Source organism: Frankia sp. CeCAU1 (assembly GCF_977971845.1).
This window is the reverse complement of the sequence record NZ_CDWWXA010000024.1, coordinates 19,337-45,235: the sequence shown is the minus strand read 5'-3', so window position 1 is coordinate 45,235 and position 25,899 is coordinate 19,337. Positions and strand designations below refer to the sequence as shown.

The window sequence follows — 25,899 nt, the reverse complement described above, 5'->3', positions numbered from 1 at the left end:
CCGCGTGGCCGTTGATATGGTCAGCGGCCCGTGTCAGCGTCCAGCCGTGCGCCTGCCGGAAAGCCGTGCGAGGACGAACCCGATAACGAAGCATGAACTCGTCAGCGATCTCCGCATGGGTCATACCGGGTGCGTCTTTTTGAGAGGTTGGTGATTCCGGGTCATCCCGGTTGTGCAGGGTGGAGTCCGAGGTCGGGGATGCTGGCGGGGTCGTAGCGGGCGAGGTGGTGCTCGGTGAGGTAGCGCTGCTTGTAGTAGGTCAGGTAGGTGTTGAGGTCGCCGTTGATGACGACGGCGCGGAGCTTGAGGATGTCCTCGGCGCCGTCGGGGGACCAGCGGGCGCCGGTCAGGCCGAACCGGTCTTCGATGACGTGGCGGCAGGCGCCCTCGATGAGGCCGGTGGCGATCGGCCAGCCGTTGGCGAGGGCCTGGTCGTAGCGCATGTGCTGGTGGTTGTTGGTCAGGTAGGTCACGGCCCGGTCGACGTCGGCGAGGTCCTGGTCGCGGGTGCGCGGGTTGTTCCGCCGCTTCGCGGCGAGCGAGGCGAGGGTGGCTGCGACCGGCTTGGCGCGGCCGTGCAGGAGGCGCAGTAGTTGCCCGTCGCCCCAGTCGCTGACCTCGGTGGGGGTCTTCCCGCGGTTGAGCTGGACGGCGGCCTTGCGGACGTATTCGGCGGCGTGGATGTAGTCGATGATGACCGGGACGGTCAGGCCGCGGGTGCGCGCGTGCTCGCCGATGGCGGTGATCTGCTGCCTGTTGCCGTCGACGAGGAAGATCCGCTGGTGCAGGTGCAGGGGGTCGCGCCAGTCGGCCTCGTCGAACGCCCGGCCGATCACGGCGGGGATGTCGTCGGTGATCGACGCGGAGACCCACTTGTCGCGCGCGGTGGGTCCGGGGCGTTCAGCGCGGCGGGCGGCCGGGTCGTGGACACCGCCCACATCCCCCAGCAGACGCCCGACGACCACCCGGTTCACCTCCGGGAACGCCTCCCAGGACGGCACGCTCGCCGGTGCTTCCTGGCTCTGGGGGGCACGGCAGCCTCTGCGGACACCACATACCTCCTTCGCCCACCTCGGCCCGGGCCTCACACAGTCGCCGCACGACCGTGACCACCGCCAACAGGCCGTCAACCCCTACGACAGGGGTAGCGCCCCGCGTCAGGCCCGCTGCCCCATGCCGGTGCGGACCTCTTCCCACCGGCTCCGCGCGGTGCTTGGCGTGAGCGGGGGTGTGGGCAGGCCCGCGCCCTCGCGCAGACCGGTGAGGAAGCTGCCGATCGCGGCGCGGGCGTCGTGGCGGGGCGACCAGCCGAGCTCCGTCCGGGCCCGGGTGGTGTCCATGATCGGTAGATGCAGGACGGCGTCGAAGAGCTGCGGGGAGGCGGGCACCAGATGCAGGTGCCAGGCGGTAGCCAGAGCGCCCCGGGCCAGGCCGGCCGGCATCCGGATGATTCTCGCATTGAGGATGTCGGCGAGCAGGGGTACGTCGACCACCGGGTCGGCCGCGATGTTGAAGGCGCCGCGGGCCCCGGTCAGGGCCGCCAACCGGTAGGCGTCCGCGACGTCGGAGGAGTGCACCACCTGGAGGCGTAGCCCCGGCAGATCCGGCAGCACGGGCACCGTCGCGGGGTGCGTGGGCGCCGCTGCCTGCCGTACCACCCGGCCGGGTAGCAACGGCCCGGCGAGCAGGCGCCGTTGCTGGCTGGCGGCCTCCCGCTTGAAGATGAACCCGGGTCGCAGCCGTACCACCCGGATGCCCGGATGGTCACGTTCGAAGGTGTCGAGGACCCGCTCCAGATACGCCTTCTCCCGGGTGTAGGCGGCCTCGGGCCAGCCGTGGGTCGGCCATCCCTCGTCAACGATGCCTTCCCGGGCGGCGGGCGAGTAGGCGCCGACCGACGAGGCATGCACCAGCGCGGGTACGCCGGCTCGGGCAACGGCCTCGAACACGCGGATGGATCCCAGGACGTTGGTCCGCCATGTGGTCAAGGGGTTGTGGGTGGGTTGGAACAACCAGGCCAGGTGGATCACGACGTTGGCGCCCTGGAACAGCGGGGCGAGGTCGTCCGTGACGACATCGGCCTGTGCCCACCGGGTTTTCGGCGCCGTCCATGTCGGGGTGCGGCGGGACACCCCGACCAGGGAGCCGACCTCGGCCGACCGGCCGAGGGCTGCCAGCACGCTCGTGCCGACATTCCCCGTGGCTCCCACCACGACGATCTTCAGGTTGCTCGGGGTCGGCGTCACCTGATCCACCTCATCCACCTCCTGCGGTCGGCAGGGAATCCCCCGTCGGGGGAAGCGGTCTCCCTTCGGAGGAACGGATACCCGCCGACGGGCGTCCAGATGCAGCCCTCAGCTCTCGATGAGCTGCGGCGCGCCGTCCGTCACTCCGAAGCGGCCGCGAGGACGGCGGCCGCGAGGACGGCGGTCGGTCTTGCCGCGAGGTCGTCCATCACCCTGGGGGAGACCCATTCGGCGGCCGGCCGGCGCAGGTGGGTGAAGACGGCCGGTCCGCGCTCCGCCTCGGCCCGTTCTCCCGGTCCGTTCCGCGTTGACCGGTCATCTCTGTCACCGACCGCTATCGACACAATTCTTTCTGTCGTATCGCCGTCCGGTCCGCGTTGCGGATATGGATCGGTGGGGTAACCGCACCCGCCCTCCTTGCCGGTTCGTCTTTATTATTTTTACCTTAGTTCCGCGAAACGCTGGCGGGTCGCGCCCCTTCGTGGTCGCCTATCGTTAGTGGTCCACCGCGTCGCCCACCACTCGGCGGCAGGAACATCAATTCCGTTCGTCAGTACTATGTGAAGTGTGTGATAATATGAAGAAGGATCTTGACTTTTCCCTAGTCGACCGGGCTCTGCCGGACCCGGCCGGCGTACCCGGTGACGGCCTGATGCTGCGGTCGGCGATGTCCTCGAAGCCGCCGGCCACCCCACGGCAGCGTCCTGACCACGGCACCGAGGCGAGCTTGAACCGACCTCCGATGGCGCGGCCCTACGCTGCGGCGGGTGTCCTGTTCTTCGATGAAGAAGACCGCATACTGCTCGTTGAACCGTCGTACAAGCCAGGCTGGGACATTCCGGGAGGCTTTGTCGAACCGGGGGAATCGCCCTACTCGGCGTGCGTACGGGAGGTCGCCGAGGAGCTCGGTATCGCCCCACCGATCGGTGGTCTGCTCGCGATCGACTGGGCGCCATGTCTTAACGACGGGTGGCTCGACAGCGAGATGCTGGCCTTCGTCTTCGACGGCGGTGTGCTGCCTGCCTCATGGCGGGAGCGCATCCGGGTGGACATGGACGAGATCATCAACTGCGCGTTCGTCCCCGTGGACGAGGTGGGCGGGTTGCTGTCGTCCCCGCACGCGCGACGGGTCCGTGCCGCCGCGGCCCTGCGGGGGGCGCCGCAGCGTAGCGGATATCTGGAGTTCGGTAATCAGATTCCCGAGCCCGTCGGTGGTTCGGTGAGCGTCGCGTCGCTCGGTGAACCGGATGCTCGGGGCGCGGGCGCGGCTCAGGTGCTCGCGGGGCCACCCGCATGTGGCGCGGTGATGATGTCCAGCTTGGCGAACGAGGTGATGGAGGCATGACCGCCGGCGTCTCGGTGAGGATCCGGCGCACCGCCGGCTTGGCGTGACGGTTGCGCACCCACGCCCCCAACCGGGCCCGGGCATAGGGGAACAACGTGCCCAGTACCGTCGCGGTCGCGCTCGTGGTTCCTTCGATGGCGACGAACGTGTCCTCGGCCGGCTCACCGTCCTGGCCGATCCCGGCAGGCCAAGCGCCGCGGGGCGCCCGCCGGCCAGGCGGACGCCCCGCGGGCTGTCACTGTTCGGGTGGTCCCGCATTGTTCGGGTGGTCCCGTGAAGATCAGCGCATGGGCTCGCCGGTGCGTGAGCTCCGCTCCTCGCGGGCTGCCTGCCCGGGAAGCGGGCGGACCGGCCCCCCGGCCGCGGAACGGCCCGCGACGGCGTCCTCGGGCAGCGGGGTGTGCCGGATCTCCTCCAGATCCTCGGCGGACTCGACGGAGATCCGCGGCAGGACCCGGTCGAGCCAGGCCGGCACCCACCAGTTCGCCGTGCCGAAGATGTGCATCAGCGAGGGCACCAGCACGGTCCGGATGATGAAGGCGTCGATGAGGATCGCCGTCGAGAGCCCGAGGCCCATCAGCTTGATCACCCGTTCGTCACCGAGGATGAACGAGGCGAAGACCAGGATCATGATCGCGCCAGCCGCGGAGATGACCCGGCCGGTCTCGGCCTGGCCGAGCGAGACGGCGATCCGGTTGTCCCGGCGCGCGGTCCACTCCTCGTGCATCCGGCTGACCAGGAACACCTCGTAGTCCATGGACAGGCCGAACAGGATCGCGAAGAGGATCACCGGGATGAACGCCTCGACCGGGCCGCCGCTGATGCTGAACAGCGATGCGCCCCAGCCCCACTGGAACACCGCGACGACCACGCCGAAGGCCGCCCCGACCGCGAGCAGGTTCATCAGCGAGGCGGTCAACGGGACCAGCAGGCTGCGGAACACCGCTACCAGCAGCAGGAAGGCGAGGAGAACCACGATCCCGATGAACAGCGGCAGCTTGCCCGACAGCGTGCTGGAGAAGTCCTCGAAGGTGGCCGTGATGCCGCCGACGTAGATGCCGGTGCCGGCATGGTTCGCCTGCGGGATCACGTGGTCGCGCAGCTGGTTGAGCAGCTTCGAGGTCGCCTCGGCCTGCGGGCTCGTCGTCGGGTACAGGGTGGCGATCGCCGCCTGCCCGTTTGGGCTCGGCCGCGGGGCCGAGACGGAGGCGACGCCTGGTGTCGCGCGGGCCGCCGCCACCACGGCGCGGAGGCTTGCCGTGTCCTGCGGCGAATGGATCTCGGCGACGATGCTGAACGGACCGTTGAACCCCGGTCCGAAGCCCTCGGCCAGCAGGTCGTAGCCGCGCTTGGTGGTCTTGGCGGTGTCGCCGTTGCCGAGATCGGACGAGCCGAGCCGCAGCGAGAGGAACGGGATCGCGATGACGGCGATGACCACCGCGCTGACCACCGCGAACAACTGGGGCCGCCCCTCCAGCCGCTTCGCCCAGTGCCACCAGAAGCCCGAGGTGCTTTCGTGCACCGGGCCCTCCTCGGCCAGCCTGCGCCGGTCGTGCCGGTTGAGTACCTTCATGCCGTAGAAGCCGAGCAGGGCCGGCAGCAGGGTGACGGCCGCGGTCATCGTCATCGCCACGGCTACCGCAGCCGAGATCGCCACGCCGTAGAGGAAGCTCACGCCGAGCGCGAACATGCCGAGCAGCGCGATGCAGACGGTCATGCCGGCGAAGAGCACGGCGCGCCCGGAGGTGTTGACCGCGGTGACCGTGGCCTCCTCCGGGCTCTTGCCTGCGCGTAGGCCGATGCGGTGCCGGTTGACGATGAACAGGGCGTAGTCGATGCCGACGCCCAGTCCGATCAAGGTCGCGAGGACCGGGCTGAACTCGGCGATCGTGAGGACGTGGGAGAGCAGGATGATCAGGATGCTGCCGACCCCGAGGGCCATGATGGCGGTGATCAGGGGCAGAGTGACGGCCAGCAACGAGCCGAAGGCGACGAAGAGGATGATCGCCGCGGCGATGATGCCGATCAACTCGCTGTAGCTTTGCTGCTGCTGCTCGATGATCGAGACGACCTGACCGGTCGCCTCCACCTGCAGGTCGTCGCCGCCGTAGCCTCGAGCGGTGTCGACGAACCGCTGGATGTCGTCCTTGGGTAGCTCGATGCCCTGCAGGTCGAAGTCGACGGTCGCGAAGGCCGTGTGCCCGTCCTTGCTGATCTGGGCGGCGCCCCGCGGCCCGTATGGGCTCGTGACCCCGGTGACGTGCGGGACCTTGGCGAGCTCGCCGAGCATCTCGCTGGCCCGATCGGAGATGGCACGGTTGGTGATACGAGTCTTGTCACTGTGCAGCACGATGGTGGCGCTGTCTCCCGACGCCGCCGGGAAGTCGCGTTGCAGGAGGTCGATGGCCTTCTGCGAATCGGTGCCGGGCAGGGAGAAGGCGTCCTTGTAACTACTTCCGGCCACCTGGCTGATGCCGCCGAGCCCGAGCAGCGCGACGATCCACAGGAACAGGACGAGCCGACGGTGCCGGAAGCACCAGCGGGCGAGCGAGGCCACGGTTTCCCCTCGGGCGTTGGTGATCGGTGGTGTCGCTACCTGCGACGTCATGCTGACGATTTGCTGCTGATTGCTACCGAGAAACTTACCGGTCGTTCAGTAGGTAGAGTTGAGGGTAACATCCGTCGCGGACTCGATCGGGGGGGTGTATGGCCGCCATGACCGATCCGGCATCGCCCGATCCGGCATCGCCCGATCCACGGGGCGATACCAGATCGCGGATCCTCGCCGCCGCCATGAGCCTCTTCAGCGAACAGGGGTATGCCGGCACCTCGGTGCGGGACATCTCCGAGCGGCTGGGAGTGACGAAGGCGGCGCTCTATTACCACTTTCCGTCGAAGGAGTCGATCCTCGACGCTCTGCTGGAGCCCTTCGTGTCCGAGCTGGGTCGACTTGTCGATCTTGTTCGGCAGTCCCCGCCGCCCCCCCGGATCATCATCGAGCGATTCGTCGAGGCGCTGGCGGGCCCCGGTGGCGTGCTGCTCGTCTTCGCCGACGACCCTTCGGTGATTCACCGTAAGATCGGCAAGAGCGACATACTGTCGCTGCAGCAGGCCCTCGTGCACGGGCTCGCGGGGCCGGCTCCCACCCATCTTGGGTTGCTGCGCGCGTACTGCGCGGTCGGATCCCTGCGGGGGGGGATCATCGGGATGGCGATCGAACGTGCCCAGGCCGCCGCCCGGCAGTCCACCAGCGCCGACGAGGAGCGCCGCGGCGGCGCGGGCGAGGCGGTCATCTGCTCTGAGCGCATCCGGGTCCTTGTCTCGCAGGTATCGAGGACATTCACCCCGCTGGTCTCCGCCGCGGAGCAGGGGGAGATCGTGGCTGCTGCCCTCGCCGCTCTCGGTGACGATCCCGCTGACTCCGTCTCCGCCGCTGACTCCGGCGGCTGCGGCGCGGTGGGTGATGAGGGGCATGAAAGTGACAGGTCTCCCTCCGGTGCCGACCCGACCGGGTCACGGGATGCTCCGGTCGCCGACGCGGGTCCGGTCGAGACATCCTGCCCGGCGCACGAAGAACGTCCCGCGTGCCGGGAGGCCGCGGCGCCTCACCGGCCTCCCGTGCCGGACCTGGCCTCCGTCCGGTTCCACTGACGACTGTATGCGCCGGACCGTGAGCGATCCGGTGCATCACCCCTTCGTATCCAGCCACCTTCGCGGTTCATGTGCCTCATCTCACTCTTCAGACGTTCGTAGATGGTGGTCCGTCTATTTGGTCGTGGCAAATGCCGCTTTCGCTCTTGTTTGTCTGGGGCGGTAGGGTGGTCGCGTGTGGAGGATGGATCAGCGTTTGGATGATGAGCCTTCCGCCTGTCCGGCGCACGCCGCGGACGGGTCGACACATCTGCCGCCGGAGGTAGGTCTCGGCGGCTTTGCCTCCGTCGCGGCCGGTGATCCTGTGGTGACCGGATCGGACTGACGGGAGGGTGTTGGCGTCGGAGCAGGCCGACCATGACCCTGACGCCGTGTACCGGCATCGAGTCGGCAAGGTGTCGTCGGCGCGTCCTTCCTCCGGAGGCAATGCGGTTGTAAATAGTCCGCAATACCCAGTCGTCGATGTGGAGCCAGTTCGAAGTCCCCGGAAGAAGGTCTCCGAGAGCAGATTCCGAATCGATCGGACCGCTGTCATATCGGGCGACGCCGGGCGGTTGGGATGAGGGAGTGTGATAGGGAGTCCGGAGTCGCGCTAGGCCCCCGCCGTCCGATGTCGCCCATCTGACCATGGACGATCCGGCGACGGGACGGTGGAATGGTGGCAGTCGTGAGCCCGGTGGCGCGGAGTTACCAACGCGCCGCGGATCCGGAGCCCGGCGTTGATGAGATGAGCAGTGGCTGTTCGGATCGGTGCCGCCCGCCAGGGTGGCCGACGCAACGATCCGGCCGGCGAGTTCGTGCCAGCGGACCACACCGAATCACCTTCGGTCGGACCACCTCGCAACGCGGGGCGACGAGTAGGGAAAGTTGTAGGTGACGTGCAACCAGTGCCCGCGGGGGAGAACGGCGTGAGGGGAATGACCGGAAGCGGTGTGTCGTGAGCACCCGGTCTCGCCCCGCTTTCGGTAACGGAGTGTCTACATCTCTCACCGGGCTGGCCCTACGGGCCGGCTCGGTCGTCTCGACCTGGCCGCCCCGGACCGCCGTCATCACGGGAGCATCCAGCGGTATCGGCCGGGAGGCCGCGCTGCTGCTGGCCGCGGACCGATGCCGGTCGCTGCTGGTCGGTCGCAACGGGGCCGCGCTTGACGAGGTGGCCGCGGCGACCGAGGGGCACCGGATCGCGGTCGACCTGTCCAGTCCCGGCTCGGAACTGATGGTCTCCTCCCGGGCGACCGAGCTTCTCGGCGAGGTCGACCTGTTGGTGTGCTCGGCCGGTCTCGGGGCGGCGGGCCCGTTCGAGGTGATGTCCCCGGCCGCGATCGCGGAGCTGGTCACGGTCAACGTGCTGTCGCCGATGATGCTGGTCCGGGCCATGTTGCCGGCCATGCTCGACCGCGGCCAGGGGCGCATCCTGCTGGTGGGCAGCATCGCCGGCGCGCTGGGAGTGCGCGGTGAGGTCGCCTATTCCGCTACCAAGGCCGCTCTGCTCGGTTTCGCCGACGCGTTGCGGTCCGAGGTCGCCGGTCGCGGTGTGACGGTGACCCTGTGTCTACCTGGTGTCGTCGACACACCATTTTTCCACCGCCGTGGCGCGCCCTACGTCCGTCGCTGGCCCCGGCCCATACCGGCCGGGCTTGTCGCACAGCGCATGCTGGCGGCCACCGGACGCGGCGACGCCGAGATCTGGGTGCCACGCTGGTTACTCGGCGCGGTGCGGGTCCACGGTGCGATCCCGTCGGTCTACCGCAGGCTGGCGGGTGTCTTCGGATGATCCGCGGCGTGGTCTACCCGGCCGCTTCCGGCTCTCCGACCGGCCCTGGGGGTGAGCGACACCGACGATGAGAGTGCTGCGGCCGACGGGCGGCCACCGGCCGCAGGCCGCCCAGGTGGTGCCGCCGGAGCATCATTCCGCCCACGGACCTGTGAGGAGCAACCGAAGGGGGCCGGCCAGGCGGAGCTCATCCCGATACCGGCCCAGGGCCGGCCCATCTCCCGCACCGGCCCGCGCTGATCGCGCCCATGACCACCCGGTGCGATCCGCGTCCTGATCGCCTCGGCGAGACCCGGGCAGCCACCCCACCGCGGAGCCTTCCGAAGAGCCTTCCGAACCCGGGCTCTGCGGGTACGTCCGCGCCGGTCATGGCACCCGGGGATGCGGGATCCGACCCGACCGCGTCCGTAGTGCAGACCGCCATCGAAGGAGAGGCGTATGACAGCCATCGACGCCCGAACCAGCCCATCACGCACGCCTGCCCAGCCGGCCGCGACGGGCCTGGCAACTCCCGCCGAGCAGCTGCTGCGCGCCGCCCCGGCGGAGAACTTCCCGGTCTCGCCGTTCGTTCTGCCTGCGGCGGTTCGTTTCCACTTCAACGCGTTGTACGCCTTCAGCCGGCTCGTCGACAACCTCGGCGACGAGGCGACCGGCGACCGGCTCGCCCTGCTCGACCGGTTGTCGGCGGACCTCGAGGTGATCTGGACAGGCGGGCAGCCGGAGCTGCCGGTCCTGCGCCTGCTCGCGCGGACCGTGCGGGACTGTGACCTGCCCGCCGAACCGTTCCAGCGTCTCGTCGAGGCCAACCGGCAGGACCAGCGGGTCACCCGTTACGAGACCTTCGACGACCTGGTCCGCTACTGCACGCTCTCGGCCGATCCGATCGGACGGATGGTGCTGGGCGTCTTCGGGCTGGCGACCCCCGACCGGGTCGTGCTGTCGGACCGGGTGTGCACCGCCTTGCAGCTCGCCGAGCACTGGCAGGACGTGGCCGAGGACCTCGCCGCCGGCCGGATCTACCTGCCGCTGGAGGATCTGGACACCTTCGGGGTGACCGAGGCCGATCTGCGGGCTTCCGTCGCGAGTCCGGCCGTGCGCCATCTGATGGCCTTCGAGGTTGCTCGGGCCCGTACGGTGATCGACCAGGGTGCTCCCCTGGTGTCGATGGTGCCCGGGCGGCTGCGGCTGGCCCTGGCCGGTTTCGTGGGCGGGGGCCGGGCGGCGTTGGACGCGATCCGGCGCGCCGGCTACGACGTGCTCGGTGGGCCACCGAAGGCGACGAAGCCACGGGTCGCCGAGTTCGCGCTGGCGGCGCTGGCCCGGTCGCTGGCTCCCGGAGCGTCGGCGGTGGCGCACACGGCGGCCGCCGTCGCCACCGCGACCAGCGCGGCCGGGGCCTGGCCGGGTTCCGGTTCCGGTTCCGGTTCCACAGCCCACGGCGGCACCGCCGCGACGAGTACCCAGGCCGGCGTCCCCGCCGCACAGTCCGTTCTTCCGGAGATGGGTGAGGTTCGATGAGTACCGCGGCGCAGTTCCCCGCGGGCCGGCCGACCGTGGCGGAGGCGTATGCCGCCTGCGAGGCCGTGACCAAGGAGGCGGCACGCAACTTCTCCTACGGCATCCGCCTGCTGCCGGCCGAGAAGCGGGGGGCGCTGAGCGCCGTCTACGCGCTCGCCCGCCGCCTCGACGACATCGGCGACGGCGATCTTCCCGAGGAGGCGAAGTTCGCCGGGCTGGCGCAGGTCCGCGCGGAGGTCGAGGAGCTGGGGACGAACAGCTCCGATGATCCGGTCTTCGTCGCCCTCGCCGACGCCGCCCGCCGGTTCCCGATCCCGTTGGAGGCGTTCATCGAACTCGCCGACGGGGTCGAGAGTGACGTGCGCGGCACCACCTACGACACGTTCGACGATCTTGTTGGCTACTGCCGCCTGGTCGCCGGGACGATCGGGCGTCTCTCGCTCGGCATCTTTGGCAGCGAGCGGGCCACCTCCCACCGCGACGCCTCGGGGGTCGCGGACGCCCTCGGGGTCGCACTCCAGCAGACGAACATCCTCCGGGACGTGCGCGAGGACCTGCTCGGCGGCCGGATCTACCTGCCGCGCCAGGAGCTGAAGGCCGCCGGCGTCGAACTCGAGGTGGACGCGACCGGTCGCCTCGGCGGCCCCCCCGACGCGCTCATCGCGTACCTGCGGACGTCGGCGCGGCGAGCGGAGGAGTGGTATGGGCGTGGGCTCGTCCTGCTCGACCTGCTCGACCGGCGCAGCGCGGCCTGTTGTGGAGCGATGGCCGGCATCTACCTGCGGCTCAACCGGCGGATCAAGACCGATCCGTCCGCGGTGCTCGATCGCCGGCTGGCGCTGCCCGGCTGGGAGAAGGCGGTCGTCGCCGCCCGCAGCCTCGCGGGGCGGCCCGAGATGAGGGCGGCATGACCACGGGTGGCGGTGCGGATGTCGCGCCGGCACGGGGGACGCGGCCCGCCGGGCGGACGGACGAACGCCCGCATCTCGCCGTCGTCGGCGGCGGGCTCGCGGGCATGGCCGCGGCGCTGCTGGCCGTGGACAGCGGGGCCCGCGTGACCCTGCTGGAGGCACGTCCCCGCCTCGGCGGGGCGACGACGTCGTTCCGGCGCGGGCAGCTGTGGATCGACACCGGCCAGCATGTGTTCATGCGGTGCTGCACGGCCTACCGTGGGCTGCTGCAGCGACTCGGCGTCGAACACCTGACCACCTTGCAGTCCCGGCTGGACGTGCCGGTGCTGCTCGGCGACTCGTTGACCCGGACCCGGCTGCGCCGGACGAGGGTCCCGCTGCCGGCGCCACTGCACCTGGCCCCGGCGTTGCTGGGATACCAGGCGCTGCCGATCGCCGAACGGCTACGGGCCGGGCTCGCGGCGTTTCAGCTCGGGCGGCTCGACCAGCGCTCCCCGGCGGTGGACGAGCAGTCGTTCGGCACCTGGTTGTCCACCCACGGCCAGGGCCCCGCGGCGACGAAGGCGTTGTGGGAACTGCTGACGGTCGCGACGCTGAACGTGCCCGCCGCCGGCGCATCCCTCGGCCTCGCAGCCAAGGTCGTGCGGACCGGTCTGCTGGAAGGCGCCGCCGCCGGTGACCTCGGCTGGGCCGAGGTCCCCCTGTCCCGACTGCACGGCGACGCGGCGATGGAGGCGCTCACCGCGGCCGGCGCCGACGTGCGCACCGGGGTGAAGGTCCGGTCCATCACCGCCGCGGGCAGCGGATGGGAGCTGGCCGTCACCGCGGGCGGGACCGGTCGCGGCGCGGCGGTGCCCGGCACCGACGACCGCGGCGTGCTGCGGGCGGACGCGGTCGTGCTCGCGGTGCCGCCGCCCGCCGCCGCGTCCCTTCTGCCGGCCGGCGCCGAACCCGAGGCGGCCCGGCTGCGTGAGCTCGGCGAATCGCCGATCATCAACGTGCACATGATCTATCCTCGACCGGTGATCGACGGCCCGTTCCTGGCCGTGGTCGACTCGCCTATTCAATGGATCTTCGATCGCACGGTCTCCTCCGGGCTCGCCGCCGCCGGCCCGCCCGGTGCCCAGTACCTGGCGCTATCGCAGTCCGCGGCGGAGCCATGGGTCGATCGTCCGGCGAACGAGCTGCGGACCCTGTTCGTCGAGGAGATGGCCCGGCTGTTCCCGGCCGCGCGGGCGGCCGGGCCGCTGGAGGTTTTCGTCACTCGGGAACGTACGGCGACCTTCCGGCAGGTGCCCGGTTCGCTCGCGTTGCGTCCGGGCGCGTCGACCGGCCTGACCGGCTTCGCCCTGGCCGGGACCTGGACCGACACCGGATGGCCGGCAACCATGGAGTCGGCCGTGCGTAGCGGACTCACTGCTGTCCGTGAGAACCTGGCCGGTATGGGGGTCGACGTCAACGAGCCACGCGGGCCGGGCCTGCAGGCCCGAAGGACGGACGGACGGCTCCCCGAGCAGGTGGGTGAGTCGGTACCGGTAGGCACTGAATCGGTGAGCGCACCGGGCGGCGGCGCCACGGCCGCGCAGGTGCGGGATCCACAGGATCCACGAGGGGACAACGCGGTTCCCGCCGGATCGGCGGCGGTCGTCCGGCCGCTTCCGTCCGGCCAGCCAAGGCACACATCCACAGGGGGATTCCCGGTATGACCATGACGGTTCCGGATGCGATCGAGCGTGGGCGGACCCTCACCGTGCCTGCCTTGCGCGCCACGGTGGATCGGCTCCACCCACGACTTCGTCACGTCGTCGCCTACCACCGCGGCTGGGTCGACGCCGAGGGTGCGCCACTGTCCGGCGGCGGGGGCAAGCTGGTACGCCCGGCGCTGGCGCTGCTGTCGGCGCAGGCCGCCGGCGCCCCGGCGGAGACCGGGCTGCCGGCAGCGGTCGCCGTCGAGCTGGTGCACGACTTCTCGCTGCTGCACGACGATCTTATGGACGGCGACACCGAGCGCCGCCACCGGCCCACGGCCTGGACGATCTTCGGTGCCGACGGCGCGATCCTCGCCGGGGACGCGCTGCTCGGCCTCGCGACCCAGGTTCTGCTGGAGGTCGAGGGGGAGCCCGGCCGTCGTGCGGCGCTGATCCTGGGCGCGGGCGTCCAGGACCTCGTCCGTGGCCAGGCCGAGGACCTGATGTTCGAGAAACGGTCGGACGTCAGCGTCGCCGAGACGCTGCACATGGAGGACGGCAAGACCGGCGCGCTGCTGGCCTGCTCGGCCTCCCTCGGCGCCGTGCTCGCCGGGGCCGGTGACGACATGGTCAACGCCCTCGCCGAGTACGGCTCCCGGCTCGGCACCGCGTTCCAGCTCATCGACGACCTGCTTGGTATCTGGGGTGATCCCTCGGTGACCGGCAAGCCGGTGTTGTCGGACCTGCGTTCCCGCAAGAAGTCGGTGCCGGTCGTGGTGGCCCTGGAGGCCGGCGGAGCCGCGGCCGAGGAGCTGCGGGCGTTCCTCACCGGCACCGGGGAGTCCACCGAGGCGGAGCTGGCGCACATCGCGGACCTGATCGAGCGGGCCGGCGGGCGGGACTGGACCACCGCCGAGGCCGACGGCCAGCTGAAGGCCTGCGAGAACGTGCTCCGCTCGCTGTCGATGCCCGCCGAGATCGAAGCGGAACTGCTGGCCCTCGCGCGCTTCGTGACCGAACGAGACCGCTGAGGAGACGACAGGTGAGTGCAGTCGCCGTTCCCGCCCGGCCCGGCGATCAGCACGTTGATCGTCTTCATGACCATCGCATGTACGACGAGGGGAGTCGTCGATGAGCCTGACCTCGGACCCGTCCCCGGCTGCTCCAAAGGCCGCGAAGAGCTCGAAGCGCGTTAACATTCCCGCGCCCGCCACGCCCGACGCTTACGGGATCTCCCGGTCCTCGCCACCGCTGTCCGGCGGTGGTGTGCCCGGCGGTGGTGTGCCCGGCGGTGGCGTGCCCGGCGGTGGCGTGCCCGGCGGTGGCGCGGCGACCGCCGACGGTACCCCGCCCACGACGCAGACCCTGGTCGATCCGGACCTGGCCGCGGCGATGACCGCGGCCAACCAGGCTCGGGACCACCTCCTCGGGCTGCAGTCCGAGGAGGGCTGGTGGAAGGGCGACCTCGAGACGAACGTCACGATCGACGCCGAACACCTGTTCATGAAGCAGTTCCTCGGCATCCGCACCGAGGAGGAGACCGAGCCGATCGCCCGGTGGGTGCGGTCCCAGCAACTCGCGGACGGCGGCTGGGCCACGTACTACGGCGGACCCGCCGAGCTGTCCACCACGGTCGAGGCGTACATCGCCCTGCGTCTGGCCGGTGACGAGCCCGACGCCCCGCACATGGCGGCGGCGGCCGCGCTCATCCGCTCCCAGGGCGGGGTGGCGGCCGCCCGGGTGTTCACCCGCATCTGGCTGGCGACCTTCGGCGAGTGGTCCTGGGACGACGTGCCCGTCCTGCCGCCGGAACTGATCTTCCTGCCGTCCTGGTTCCCGCTGAACGTCTACGACTTCGGCTGTTGGGCCCGCCAGACGATCGTCGCGTTGACGATCGTCGGGTCGCTCCGGCCCGTGCGCGACCTCGGCTTCAGCATCGACGAGATCAAGGTCGCGGCACCCGTGACGCCGCCGAAGCCGGCCCCGCTGCACAGCTGGGAAGGCGCCTTCGAGCGGTTGGACGCGATCCTGCACCGCTATGAGCGCCGGCCGATCAAGGTGCTGCGCACCCTGGCGCTGCGCCGGGCCACCGAGTGGGTCGTCGCCCGCCAGGAGGCCGACGGGTGCTGGGGGGGCATCCAGCCGCCGTGGATCTACTCCGTCATGGCGCTGCATCTCATGGGATACCCCCTCAACCACCCGGTGATCGCCACAGCGTTCCGGGGAATGGAACGCTACATCATCCGGCGCGAGACCCCGGAGGGGCCGACCGCCCAGATCGAGGCATGCCAGTCGCCGGTCTGGGACACCGCGCTCGCGGTGGTCGCGCTCTCGGACGCCGGCGTCCCCGCCGACCATCCCGCGATGGTGCGGGCCGGCCGCTGGCTGGTCGACGAAGAGGTCAGGGTGGCCGGGGACTGGGCGGTCCGCCGTCCGGCGCTCGCCCCTGGCGGCTGGGCGTTCGAGTTCGACAACGACTTCTACCCGGATACCGACGACACCGCCGAGGTCGTGTTGGCGCTGCGTCGCCTGCTCGGTGGCAGCCATGTCACCCCGGGCAGCCATGTCACCCCGGGCAGCCATGTCACCCCGGGCAGCCATGTCACCCCGGGCGGCAGCGTCACCCCGGGCGGCAGCGTCACCCCGGGCGGCAGCGTCACCCCGGGCGGCAGCGCCGAGCTCTCGCCGGCCGCGCGTGACCGCGCCTCCCGCGGCCTCGCGGCGGTCGACCCGCAGCTGGCCGGGGCGATGCGCGCGGCCGCGGCCCGTGGGGTCGACTGGAGCGTCGGCATGCGGTCGTCGGACGGGGCCTGGGGTGCCTTCGACGCCGACAACGTGCGGACGCTGACAGCGAAGATCCCGTTCTGCGACTTCGGCGAGGTGGTCGACCCGCCGTCGGCGGACGTCACCGCCCACATTGTGGAGATGCTGGCCGACCTCGGCCGTTCCGACCACCCGATCACCCGGCGGGCGGTGCAGTGGCTGCTGGACAACCAGGAACCGGGCGGCTCCTGGTTCGGCCGGTGGGGGATCAACCACGTCTACGGCACCGGCGCCGTGGTTCCGGCGCTGATCGCTGCCGGCGTTCCCGCCGACCACCCGGCGATCACAGCCGCGGTGCGCTGGCTGCTGGAGCACCAGTCGCCCGACGGTGGATGGGGTGAGGACCCACGCTCCTACGACGATCCGGCCTGGATCGGTCGGGGTGAGCTCACCGCCTCGCAGACCGCCTGGGCCCTGCTCGCGCTGCTGGCTGTCGACCCGCACAGCAAGGCCGTCAAACGGGGAGTGCGCTGGCTGTGCGAGACCCAGCGGCCGGATGGGACCTGGGACGAGCCCCAGTTCACCGGAACCGGTTTCCCCGGTGACTTCTACCTCAACTACCACCTGTACCGGCTGGTCTTCCCGCTGACCGCGCTTGGTCGGTACGTGACCCTCACCGGGGTGGCCACGCCATGAACATCTTCGCATCCGCGGCCGGCTGCGACGGGAACGCCGGGGGCGCAGGGGACGTCGGGGACGGCGTGTCCGCCGCCACGACGAGCGCGGCTCAGACGGCCGTCGCCGCGGCCGCGGGTGCCGGGATCAGGGCCGTTCCGGCCTCCCCCACCGAGATCCCGGCGCAGGAGTCGTCGTCGCCGTCCCTGCCGTCGGCCGCGCTCCCGGCGTCGGTCCACCGGCCGGCCGCGGCGGTCGTTCCGGAGCAGGAGCCAACCCCCGTGCGCGGTCGGGCGCGGCTGGTCGTCGCGGCGGCCCTGCGGGTCGAGGCAATGGCCGCCGGTCGGTCAGACCTCAGCGCGGACACCGTCATCGTGCGCACCGGCATGGGTCCGGAACGGGCGCGCAGGGCCGCCCGGCTGGTGCGCGACACAGGCCCGGACGCCGTCGCCCTCGTCGGTCTCTCCGGGGGACTGGCTGCCGGGATCGAGCCCGGTGACGTCGTCGTGGCCAGCGAGATCCGCAACGCCGACGGCACCGTCGCCGGCCGTTGCGCGGCCGCGCCCCTGCTGGCCGGCGACCTGCGCAGGCTCGGGCTCACCGTGCACGTCGGCCCGATCGTCACCGTGCCGCGGCTCGTCGGCGGCACGGCCCGCGCGGAACTCGCCGCGACCGGGGCCCTTGCCGTCGACATGGAGTCCGCGGAGCTGGCGGCGGGAGTCGGCGACGTGCCGTTCGCCGCCGTCCGCGTCATCGTCGACACGGCGGCGCAGCCGCTGGGACGTATCGACCTGGCCCGCCGCGGAATCCGTGGTCTGCGCACGATGCGTCCGCTCGGGCGCCCCATCGAGGCGTGGGCCGCCGCGGTCGGCCGTCGCCAGGTTCTGCTCGCCGAGCCGCGGGCGTTCTGCGCCGGCGTCGAACGGGCGATCGAGGTTGTCGAGCGCGCCCTGGAGATCTACGGCGCGCCGGTCTACGTCCGTAAGCAGATCGTGCACAACGCCCACGTGGTAGCCGACCTGGCCAGCCGTGGAGCAATCTTCGTCGAGGAGCTCGACGAGGTGCCCGGCGGCTCGACGGTCGTCTTCTCCGCACACGGAGTGGCCCCGGCCGTCTGGGACCAGGCGGGCGAGCGCGGCCTGTCCGTTATCGACGCCACCTGTCCGCTGGTGGAGAAGGTGCACACCGAGGCCCGCCGGTTCACCGCCCGCGGGGACACTGTGCTGCTCATCGGCCATTCCGGCCACGAGGAGGTGGACGGAACCCTCGGCGAGGCGCCCGGCCGCATCACGCTGGTCGAGTCCTCGGCCGACGTCGGCTCCCTCGACGTTCCCGATCCCGAGCGCGTTACCTACCTCATGCAGACCACGCTGGCCCTGGACGAGGCCGCGGAGGTCGTCGACGCGTTGACGGAGCGGTTCCCGGCGATCGTCGGGCCGGGCTCCACCGATATCTGCTACGCGACCTCGAACCGGCAGAACGCGGTCCGCAAGGTTGCCGAGGAGGCCCAGCTCGTCCTCGTCGTCGGCTCGGCCAACAGCGCGAACTCCGTGCGGCTCGTCGAGGTGAGCAGGCGCGACGGCGTCGAGGCGCATCTGGTCGGGGACGTCGGGGACGTGCATCTGTCCTGGCTTGCCGGCGTGGACACGATCGGCATCTCGGCCGGCGCCTCGGCCCCGCCGTCCCTCGTCGACGAGCTCCTGACCGCGTTGTCGGGTCTCGGCGCAACGGACGTCTCGGTGCGTTCCGTCGGCACCGAGACGCTCGCCTTCCACCTGCCCAAGGAACTGCGCCAACCGGCCCCGGCGCCCGTTCCAGGGCCATAGTGCGCCCGGCTCCCGGGCGGTCCCGAGGTGCGGCTCGGCGAGGGCGAAGCCGGTGGCGTCGCCCGGGCGGCACGGTGGGGTTCGGTTCAGCCGGATGCGGCGCCGCGATCGGCCGCGGGCGGCCGGGTCGGTGCGGCGTGCCGCTCACCCCACCGGCGCAGGGCCAGCAGGACCGGTGCCAGGTCCCGGCCGGCGGACGTCAGCCGGTACTCGTGCCGGGACCGAGCGCCCGCCTCCTGGTACGGCTGACGCTCCAGCACCCCCGCGCGCTCCAGCGCCCGCAGCCGCTCGGCCAGCACGGCTCGGGGCGCCCCGGTGCCGGCCCGGATGCCCTCGAAGCGGTGGACCCCCAGCGTGATCTCCCGGATGACCAGCAGGGACCAGCGCTCACCCACGACCTCCAGCGTCCGCGCGATCGGACAGGCCCGCGGGCCGTCGGACGATTCCTGCATCGGTGCATCCTACCGATACTGGGTACGTATCCTGAATGCAGCCGGTCTAGGCTGCGGGCATGACCACGACTGAGCCCGAATCCGCGCGGCCCGAATCCGCCTCAGGCCACCTGCACGACCCGGCTGCCTGGGGCGAGCCGCGGAGCAAGACGATCACCTGGCACGACCCGCTGCCGGTCGCCGCGGCGGCGGCGTCGCTGAGCGGGTTGGAGTTCCTGTCCGCGATGCGTGACGGGCGCATTCCGCCGCCCCCGATCTCCCGCCTGTTCGACTTCCGGCCGGTCGAGGTCGCGCCGGGAGACGTTGTCTTCACCTGTCTGCCGGACGAGTCGGCCTACAACCCGATCGGCCTCGTCCACGGTGGCCTGGTCTGCACGATCCTGGACACTGCGACTGCCTGCGCGGTGCACTCCACGCTGGCGGCCGCGGTGGCGTATACCTCCATCGAGATCAAGGTTAATTACCTGCGGCCGGTACGCGTCGTCGTCGGCCGGCCGAGCCGGCTCACCGCGCACGGCTGGGTGACCAGGCCGGGACGGCGGGTGGCTTTCGCCGAGGGAGACGTCCGGGATGACGAGGGCAAGGTCGTGGCCACCGCCAGCAGCACCTGTCTGATCATGGGTGAGGCGGCCTGATCCCATGGCCTGATTCCGCGGCCTGGCCGGAGACCCGACCCGATGCTCGGCCGGGCCGGATGCGACCACGGGCACGTCGTCGGGCTGCTGGCCCGACATCGTCCGTGGACTGTCCCGAACCCGTGTCCGCGCTGTCCCGGCCTTGTCTTCCCGGTGTCCGCAACTCGGCGGGGTCGGCTAACGGACACCCTTGTGGGGCAGTTCATCGGACGATCCACATGCAGTCTGTACGTACACGCTGTATGGTCAATACAGAGATCATCGCTCATCCACTGGTGACCTAACGAGAGGGGGCCAGCCGTGGCGGTCGAGTGGCGGTACCAGCTCCGGATTGGGACCTACCTGGCGAAGCAGAAGCTGCTTCGTCGCAAGCACTTCCCGCTCGTACTGGAGCTGGAGCCGCTGTTTGCCTGCAACCTGTCCTGCACTGGATGTGGCAAGATCCAGCATCCGGCGTCCGTGCTCAAGCAGCGGATGAGCGTCGACGACGCCTTGGCCGCGGTGGAGGAATGCGGCGCTCCGGTGGTCGCGATCGCGGGCGGCGAGCCGCTGATGCACCCGCAGATCCACGAGATCGTGAACCAGCTGGTCAAGCGCAAGAAGTTCGTGATCCTCTGCACGAACGGGCTGCTGCTCCAGAAGAAGCTCAAGAACTTCACCCCGTCGCCGTACTTCACCTTCGTCCTGCACATCGACGGTCTGCGTGAGCGGCACGACGCGGTGGTGGAGAAGGAGGGCACGTTCGACGAGTGCGTCCGTGCCTTCCACGCGGCGAAGGCCGCGGGCTTCCGGGTCGGGTCCAACTCGACGTTCTTCAACAACGACAGCCCGCAGGACGTCATCGACATCCTGACGTTCCTCAACGACGATCTCAAGGTCGACCAGATCCAGCTCTCACCCGGCTATGCCTACGAGAAGGCACCCGACCAGGAGCACTTCCTGGGGGTCCAGGAGACCCGCGAGATGTTCTCGAAGGTCTTCGCGGACGGCCGGCGCAAGAAGTTCCGGCTCAACCACTCGCCGGTCTTCCTGGACTTCCTGGAGGGTAAGAGGGAGCTCAGCTGCACCGCGTGGGGCATCCCGAGCTACTCGCTCTTCGGCTGGCAGAAGCCCTGCTACCTGATGAGCGACGGGTACGTCTCGTCCTACAAGGAGCTCGTCGAGACCACCGACTGGGACGCCTACGGTCGTGGCAAGGACCCGCGGTGCGCGAACTGTATGGCGCACTGCGGCTATGAGACCTCCGCGGTGCTGGCCACCATGGGTTCCCTCAAGGAGTCCATCCGAGCGGCCCGCAGCGTCTGAGCTGGCCCATCGTGGTCTGAGTCGGCTCACGGCGCCACCGTCACCGTCAGGTGACGTCGTCCGGCACGGCAGGTCGCCGCCCCGACCGGGTTCACCCGGTCGGGGCGGTCGTCGTCTGTGCCGCCCCGCCTCGCGTCGGCGGGAGCAGGGCCGGCGGGAGCAGGGTTTCGCTGGCGTTGACGACGCCAGTCGGCCTTAGCCGGCGGTCCCGCGGGAGCCGGCGCCGCCGTCGGCACTGACCGGCGGCTGCTCGGCGAGATCGCCACCGCGGCCGAGCCCGCGCAGCAGCCGGTCGAGCACGGTGCCGACCTCGAGGCGGGCGGTGTCCGGGTCCGCAGCGCCGGCGGTGTAGATGCTCGCCTCCGACAGCAGGGCAGCGACCAGCCTGGTCAGCGGGACCACTGGCAGCGGGTCGATGCGGTCCTCGGCCATCGCGCGCTCCAGCCACTCCGAGAGCAGCCGGTAGCCGTGCTTCTCAACGAGCGTATCCCAGGCGTCGTTGCCCAGCACGGCCGGACCGTCGACGAGGACAATGCGCTGGAAGTCGCTGTCCGCGGTGGAGATGTCGAGCAGGGACTGGAACCCGGACCGGAGCTGCGTCCAGGCGTCGCTGGGAAGCTCCGCGTCCCGAGCAAGTTCACCGGCGACGAGCTGTTCGGCCACCTCCGTCGCGACCTGTTCCATCACGGTGCGAAACAGCGCGGCCTTGTCGCGGAAGTGGTGATAAAGCGCGCCGCGGGTGACCTGCGCGTCGGCGACGATCTCCTCGGTGCCGGTGGAGGCGAACCCCTGTTCGGCGAACCGACGGCGGGCGGCGGAGATCAGGGCCTGACGGGTGTCAGCCGTCTGCTCGGTACGACGGCTTCGTGTCACCCCTTGATTATGGTGTAGCCGAGGCCGTTGTACCCACTACTGTCCCGGCACGAGCGGGCCTGGTCGTGACGAAGCTGCTCCGATGCACCCGCAACCGCCGACGGACGCCGATCCGTGGCTGTTGCCTCGCCCCCTCGCCAGCCGTTCGTCGCGCATCGCCGATCACTTTTCGTTTTCAACTGGTCGCAACCGGTTATCTACGATCACTCCTGTCGATCGTGATGTTACGGGAGGTGCTCATTGTTGCCGCGGGGCGTGGTGGGCACCATCGTCGATGCTCATGTCGGCTACCCCGCCGCCGGCCGGAGGCCTGGGATTTCATGGTGGCGCGGCAGGAGAGTTTCGGGGGGGAGATCTCCGTACCGGCTCGGCCAGACCGGGACGGAAGCCTTGTAACCCCGCATTACCCGGGGCGCCCGCACGCCCTTGAGGGGCCCGTGGCAGTATCACTTTCTGTGACAGTGCTGCTGTGGGTCGCCGTTGCCTCTCTGCTCGCCTGGCTCTACCTGACCGTCGGCCATGGGTTCTTCTGGCGGACCGATCAGCGCCTGCCATCCCGGCAGGCGCCGACCGCTTGGCCCAGTGTGGCGATCGTCGTGCCGGCTCGGGACGAGGCCGACGTGCTTCCCGTGACGCTTCCGACGCTGCTTGCCCAGGACTATCCCGGTCCTGTCCAGCTGATCCTGGTGGACGACGGTTCCACCGACGGGACCACGGAGGTTGCCCGGGACCTGGCGGAACAGGCCGCCGCGCGTGGTGAGACCAACGTGACGCCGGCCATGACCACATCCACCGAACCCCCCACTGGCTGGACCGGGAAGCTGTGGGCGCTGCGGCGGGGCATCGAGTGCGCTGGCGACGTCGACTTCCTGCTCCTCACCGACGCGGACATCTCCCACCGCCCGGGATCGCTGACCGCGCTCGTCGAGTCGGCGACCTCCCAGAAGCTGGACATGGTGTCGCAGATGGCCGTGCTACGGGTGCAGACCGGCTGGGAGCGTCTGATCGTCCCGGCCTTCGTGCACTTCTTCGCGATGCTGTACCCGTTCCGGTGGTCGAACCGGCCGGGTTCGCGGGTGGCCGCCGCGGCCGGCGGATGCTCCCTGATCCGCCGGGAGGCCCTTGCGGCGGCCGGTGGACTGGCGGAGGTGCGCGGCGCCGTCATCGACGACGTGGCGATCGCGCGGATCATCAAGCGCTCGGGTGGGCGGACGTGGCTCGGACTCGCCGAGCAGGTCCACAGCCAGCGCCCGTATCCGCGGCTCGCGGATCTGTGGAAGATGGTGTCCCGCAGCGCCTATGCGCAGTTGCGGCACTCCCCGTCGCTGCTGGTCGGGACCGTGTTGGGGCTGAGCCTGGTCTTTGTCATCCCAGTGGTCGCGACCATCGTGGGCATCGTGACCGGCGACGTCGCCACGGCTCTCGTCGGTGGGATCGCTTGGTTGATCATGACTGTCACCTATCTGCCGATGACCCGCTACTATTGTCAGCCGCTGCCGCTGGCCCTGCTGCTCCCCGGAGTGGCCGTGCTGTACCTCGCGATGACGGTGGACTCGGCGCGGCTCAAGCGGGCCGGGCGGGGAGCGGCCTGGAAGGGACGTACCTACCAGGATCACGGTGCCCCGGCCGCCACCCCCGAGTATCCGAATGGCCCGGGTGAACGGCGTGAGGGTTCGGTGGCCGGGCCGCCCGACTCCGCCGGCTCATCGGCCTCCGCCGGCTCATCGGCTTCGCCATCCGCCTCGTCCACGGTGCCCGCAACACCCCTGGTGATGGCGACAGCCTCGGCGGTCCCCGCGCCGGCCGTGGCCCCGGCTTCCCCCACGCCTACGTCCACACCGACGCCCACCCCTACGCGGTGGCCCGTCACGGCATCGTCATCGGCCTCGCCGCCGGTCCGGGGCGGATCGACCGATCAGCCCCGGACCTAGCCGGTGGTCCCGAGGTAGGACGGGGTGCCGTGGCCGAGTCGGTAGAGGGCGGTGGCTGGGAACGCTCCGTCGCGTGAGCGAGTCATCCATCCCGGCCGGGACAGTCGAACAGGACCGGTTGGCGGTCGGCCTCACCATCCGCGACAATCAGATCGTCGCCCTGCTGGGTCGGCCTCCGGCCTGGACCGACAGTAACCGCCGGGCCCGCGCCGAACAGGCGGTCGCGCTTGTTCTATCGGCTCCACGGCACCGCCGCCCGCGCCTGACTGGGCGTCCGAGTCAGACCGTGGCAGGAGCCGGCCCTCGTTCCAGGCGATGTCGGAGAGTAACCGCATTCTCGGCGAGGGCGGAGATGAGATAACCCGGACCAGCCAGGGGAAGCAGCGCCACTCCGTCCGCGACGGCCGCCTGCGCGCCGGATTCCGCCCTCTTTGCCGGCACGGATTCCCGCCGGGCTGCCGGAGAGCCCACCGGATCGGGCCCCGCGACGAGGAGCGACCCGACGGCACGAGCCGAGCCGAGGAGGGCTGGTCCGGCCAGGCCAGGTATCTGGGGACCGAGGACGAGATCCTGGCGCAGCAGGGGGGTCGGTTCGGATGGCGGATCCACCTCCGCATGGGCGTCCATGTCCACGTCCACCCGCAGGGTGCTACGTATCGATCCGGTCGTCTCCCCGAATCGGCCCAGCACGATCTCCTCGCGCAGCCGTAGCCAGGCCGTGGTCGCCAGGTGCACATCGGTCACCAGGAGATGGTCCGAGCCCCGCGCCGCGACGGTCGGCTCCGGCGCGAAGTCCAGCGCGCCACCCGGGGCCACCCGTGCCGACACGGTGAAGCGGGACGGCCCGGGCCCGTGACCGGGCAGGGCCATCGTCGCGGCCACCGAACGCACCACCAGGCGCACCCCGCTGCCGACGGAGATGTCGAGTCCCAGATCATCACCCGCCAGCGGTCCGGCGGCCGCGTTGACCAGGTGAACCGTCGCGGTCGGCAGCGCGTCCGCGGACAGCGCGGGCACCGTAGACGAGGCCCTGGTCCGACCAGGGGATGCTCCGGTCTGGCGCAGGACGATCGGCACGTCGGAGCGCAACTCGATGAGCCTCGCCGTGCCGTCCGGAGCCGATTCGACCCGGATGACGGCCCGTGCCCGTACGGCCGTGCGGCCCGTTCGGGCGGCCGTGACGAGGGGGCCCTCCGGCCCGGCCGCGACCCCGCCCAGGATGACCCCCCGTCTCATGGCTGCCATGGTGCCAGCCGGGGGCGACGGGATCGGCCGGCGCCCGCGGGCCCACCCGGCGCCGCGCGATCGCGATCGGCCGAGTAGCCGACGGGCCGGGTCTGGGACCGATGACGACGAGTCGGCGGGCACCGGTCAGGACGTGAACATCCGTAGCGCCGTGGTGCGGTGCCGTTCGGCCAGGAGATCGAGGCGGATACCGGTGACGGCGGGCAGCAGCCGGGGCGGGCGTCGGGAAGCCTCCGCGCCGGCCAGCGCGATCGCCTCGACCTCGTCGGCGAGCCGGGCGAGCACGGCGGTGACGGCCAAGGGGTCCAGCCCCATCAGGCGGGTCGCGGCGGTCGCGGGTCCGGTGACCGTGGTGTGGGCGGCGACCAGGGCGGCGTCCGAGGGACGCAGGCCCGCGCCCGCGGCGACCATGCCTAGTGCGCACGGGTGGTGCGGTGCACGTGGACCGGGCGGCACGGGCCAGGCGGCCCGGCCCGCTCGCAGCAGCGTGCGCCCCTGAGCCCGGCTCGCGTCGCGTTGGGCGGGGGAGGGCATCCGGGCGTCAAGCTCGGCGTCCAAGGTGGCGATGGTGGCGATGGTGGCGGGTGTGGCGATGGTGGCGGGTGTGGCGGATGCGGTGGGGACGTGGTCGGCGTGTGGCGCCCGCGTCGCGGGACCCGGCTGCGTGCCGGCCCGGCAGGCCGCGGCCGCGAAGGCCGCGGCGACCAGGCCGGTCGTGGTGAGCCGTCCGACGAGGAAGGCCGCCAGATCGGACAGGTTCGCCAGACTCCCGTCCGTCACCGCTGCTTCAACACCGCCCGAGTGGGCGTGACCTCCCGTGGGCATCCGGCCGTCCGCGAGGACCAGCAGCGTCGCCCGCCGTCCGGATCGCCCGGTCGGACCAGCCACGTCCTCGATCCCGCCGTCCCGTGCGGTATCGCCCTCAATCGTCACCGTAGCCGCTCCCGGCGTTAGTCCGTATCCGAACCGCTGTGGCGTTTACATTCATCGGGCCCGGAAAATTCATCGGACCTGGAAGCCTCTGGATACGCAGTGACAGCCGCGGTAAGAACCGTCGGAAC

19 protein-coding genes are annotated in these 25,899 nt (G+C 70.9%); 12 read left to right on the top strand and 7 right to left on the bottom strand.

The window, feature by feature from the left end; all coding sequences use genetic code 11:
• Positions 1-161: 161 nt before the first annotated feature.
• Together AC08OO_RS07070 and AC08OO_RS07065 are read right to left on the bottom strand one after the other, a co-directional pair.
• Complete coding sequence (locus AC08OO_RS07070; protein WP_476610729.1) at positions 162-1,001, bottom strand: hypothetical protein; 840 nt, start codon at positions 999-1,001, stop codon at positions 162-164.
• 156 nt (positions 1,002-1,157) lie between these two features.
• Positions 1,158-2,246 carry an NAD-dependent epimerase/dehydratase family protein gene (locus AC08OO_RS07065; protein WP_476610728.1) on the bottom strand — a complete coding sequence of 363 codons (1,089 nt, stop codon included), beginning with the start codon at positions 2,244-2,246 and terminating at the stop codon, positions 1,158-1,160.
• Between the two features lie 577 nt (positions 2,247-2,823).
• Here AC08OO_RS07065 and AC08OO_RS07060 point away from each other — a divergent pair.
• A complete protein-coding gene (locus AC08OO_RS07060; protein WP_476610727.1) occupies positions 2,824-3,591 on the top strand; it encodes an NUDIX domain-containing protein in 768 nt (255 codons plus the stop codon).
• Positions 3,592-3,871: 280 nt separating this feature from the next.
• Here the strand turns inward: AC08OO_RS07060 and AC08OO_RS07055 are convergent, their stop codons facing one another.
• A complete protein-coding gene (locus tag AC08OO_RS07055; protein ID WP_476610730.1) occupies positions 3,872-6,148 on the bottom strand; it encodes an MMPL family transporter in 2,277 nt (758 codons plus the stop codon).
• Between the two features lie 236 nt (positions 6,149-6,384).
• Between AC08OO_RS07055 and AC08OO_RS07050 the strand changes: the two genes are divergently transcribed.
• The 8 genes from AC08OO_RS07050 to ispH all read left to right on the top strand — a co-directional run bounded on the left by AC08OO_RS07050 (position 6,385) and on the right by ispH (position 18,397).
• The gene (locus AC08OO_RS07050) at positions 6,385-7,242 is read left to right on the top strand and encodes a TetR/AcrR family transcriptional regulator (protein ID WP_476616829.1); all 858 of its coding nucleotides are present in this window, start codon (positions 6,385-6,387) and stop codon (positions 7,240-7,242) included.
• Between the two features lie 994 nt (positions 7,243-8,236).
• Positions 8,237-9,016: an SDR family NAD(P)-dependent oxidoreductase gene (locus AC08OO_RS07045; protein WP_085014068.1), complete on the top strand. Its 780-nt coding sequence runs from the start codon at positions 8,237-8,239 to the stop codon at positions 9,014-9,016.
• Positions 9,017-9,454: 438 nt separating this feature from the next.
• Positions 9,455-10,534 (top strand): squalene synthase HpnC, encoded by a 1,080-nt coding sequence (gene hpnC / locus AC08OO_RS07040; RefSeq protein ID WP_476606661.1) that lies wholly within the window; start codon positions 9,455-9,457, stop codon positions 10,532-10,534.
• Positions 10,531-11,445, top strand: a complete 915-nt coding sequence (hpnD, locus tag AC08OO_RS07035) for a presqualene diphosphate synthase HpnD (protein ID WP_476606660.1) — start codon at positions 10,531-10,533, stop codon at positions 11,443-11,445. The genes hpnC and hpnD overlap by 4 nt, the downstream gene beginning before the upstream one ends.
• A complete protein-coding gene (gene hpnE, locus AC08OO_RS07030) occupies positions 11,442-13,151 on the top strand; it encodes a hydroxysqualene dehydroxylase HpnE (protein ID WP_476606659.1) in 1,710 nt (569 codons plus the stop codon). The genes hpnD and hpnE overlap by 4 nt, the downstream gene beginning before the upstream one ends.
• Positions 13,148-14,164: a polyprenyl synthetase family protein gene (locus AC08OO_RS07025; protein ID WP_476610725.1), complete on the top strand. Its 1,017-nt coding sequence runs from the start codon at positions 13,148-13,150 to the stop codon at positions 14,162-14,164. The genes hpnE and AC08OO_RS07025 overlap by 4 nt, the downstream gene beginning before the upstream one ends.
• A 100-nt stretch (positions 14,165-14,264) precedes the next feature.
• Positions 14,265-16,592 (top strand): terpene cyclase/mutase family protein, encoded by a 2,328-nt coding sequence (locus AC08OO_RS07020; protein WP_476610724.1) that lies wholly within the window; start codon positions 14,265-14,267, stop codon positions 16,590-16,592.
• Complete coding sequence (gene ispH / locus AC08OO_RS07015) at positions 16,589-18,397, top strand: 4-hydroxy-3-methylbut-2-enyl diphosphate reductase (RefSeq protein WP_476618335.1); 1,809 nt, start codon at positions 16,589-16,591, stop codon at positions 18,395-18,397. Before AC08OO_RS07020 ends, ispH begins: the two co-directional genes overlap by 4 nt.
• A gap of 86 nt (positions 18,398-18,483) precedes the next feature.
• Here ispH and AC08OO_RS07010 read toward each other — a convergent pair whose 3' ends face one another.
• On the bottom strand, positions 18,484-18,849 hold the full coding sequence (locus AC08OO_RS07010; protein WP_476610032.1) for a winged helix-turn-helix transcriptional regulator: 366 nt from the start codon (positions 18,847-18,849) through the stop codon (positions 18,484-18,486).
• A gap of 59 nt (positions 18,850-18,908) precedes the next feature.
• Here AC08OO_RS07010 and AC08OO_RS07005 point away from each other — a divergent pair, with 59 nt between their 5' ends.
• Positions 18,909-19,484, top strand: a complete 576-nt coding sequence (locus AC08OO_RS07005; protein ID WP_476606654.1) for a PaaI family thioesterase — start codon at positions 18,909-18,911, stop codon at positions 19,482-19,484.
• Positions 19,485-19,784: 300 nt separating this feature from the next.
• Positions 19,785-20,789 (top strand): adenosyl-hopene transferase HpnH, encoded by a 1,005-nt coding sequence (hpnH, locus tag AC08OO_RS07000; protein WP_011435280.1) that lies wholly within the window; start codon positions 19,785-19,787, stop codon positions 20,787-20,789.
• Between the two features lie 195 nt (positions 20,790-20,984).
• On the opposite strand, the gene AC08OO_RS06995 is transcribed toward hpnH, so the two are convergent.
• Positions 20,985-21,662, bottom strand: coding sequence for a TetR/AcrR family transcriptional regulator (locus AC08OO_RS06995; RefSeq protein ID WP_476606653.1), 678 nt, complete (start codon positions 21,660-21,662; stop codon positions 20,985-20,987).
• 455 nt (positions 21,663-22,117) lie between these two features.
• On the opposite strand from AC08OO_RS06995, the gene AC08OO_RS06990 reads away from it, so the two are divergent.
• Positions 22,118-23,593: a glycosyltransferase gene (locus AC08OO_RS06990; protein WP_476610033.1), complete on the top strand. Its 1,476-nt coding sequence runs from the start codon at positions 22,118-22,120 to the stop codon at positions 23,591-23,593.
• A 279-nt stretch (positions 23,594-23,872) separates the two neighbouring features.
• On the opposite strand, the gene AC08OO_RS06985 is transcribed toward AC08OO_RS06990, so the two are convergent.
• Both AC08OO_RS06985 and AC08OO_RS06980 read right to left on the bottom strand, forming a co-directional pair.
• A complete protein-coding gene (locus AC08OO_RS06985; protein ID WP_476610034.1) occupies positions 23,873-24,838 on the bottom strand; it encodes an urease accessory protein UreD in 966 nt (321 codons plus the stop codon).
• Between the two features lie 126 nt (positions 24,839-24,964).
• Positions 24,965-25,771 carry an urease accessory protein UreF gene (locus tag AC08OO_RS06980; protein ID WP_476610035.1) on the bottom strand — a complete coding sequence of 269 codons (807 nt, stop codon included), beginning with the start codon at positions 25,769-25,771 and terminating at the stop codon, positions 24,965-24,967.
• Positions 25,772-25,899: the final 128 nt, after the last annotated feature.

Bases quoted from the DNA above. Each gene is read 5' to 3' on its own strand.
- AC08OO_RS07060 (WP_476610727.1), top strand. From the start codon at position 2,824: ATGAAGAAGGATCTTGACTTTTCCCTAGTCGACCGGGCTCTGCCGGAC.
- AC08OO_RS07050 (WP_476616829.1), top strand. From the start codon at position 6,385: ATGAGCCTCTTCAGCGAACAGGGGTATGCCGGCACCTCGGTGCGGGAC.
- hpnC (WP_476606661.1), top strand. From the start codon at position 9,455: ATGACAGCCATCGACGCCCGAACCAGCCCATCACGCACGCCTGCCCAG.
- hpnD (WP_476606660.1), top strand. From the start codon at position 10,531: ATGAGTACCGCGGCGCAGTTCCCCGCGGGCCGGCCGACCGTGGCGGAG.
- hpnE (WP_476606659.1), top strand. From the start codon at position 11,442: ATGACCACGGGTGGCGGTGCGGATGTCGCGCCGGCACGGGGGACGCGG.
- AC08OO_RS07025 (WP_476610725.1), top strand. From the start codon at position 13,148: ATGACCATGACGGTTCCGGATGCGATCGAGCGTGGGCGGACCCTCACC.
- AC08OO_RS07020 (WP_476610724.1), top strand. From the start codon at position 14,265: ATGAGCCTGACCTCGGACCCGTCCCCGGCTGCTCCAAAGGCCGCGAAG.
- ispH (WP_476618335.1), top strand. From the start codon at position 16,589: ATGAACATCTTCGCATCCGCGGCCGGCTGCGACGGGAACGCCGGGGGC.
- AC08OO_RS07010 (WP_476610032.1), bottom strand. From the start codon at position 18,849: ATGCAGGAATCGTCCGACGGCCCGCGGGCCTGTCCGATCGCGCGGACG.
- AC08OO_RS07005 (WP_476606654.1), top strand. From the start codon at position 18,909: ATGACCACGACTGAGCCCGAATCCGCGCGGCCCGAATCCGCCTCAGGC.
- AC08OO_RS06985 (WP_476610034.1), bottom strand. From the start codon at position 24,838: ATGGCAGCCATGAGACGGGGGGTCATCCTGGGCGGGGTCGCGGCCGGG.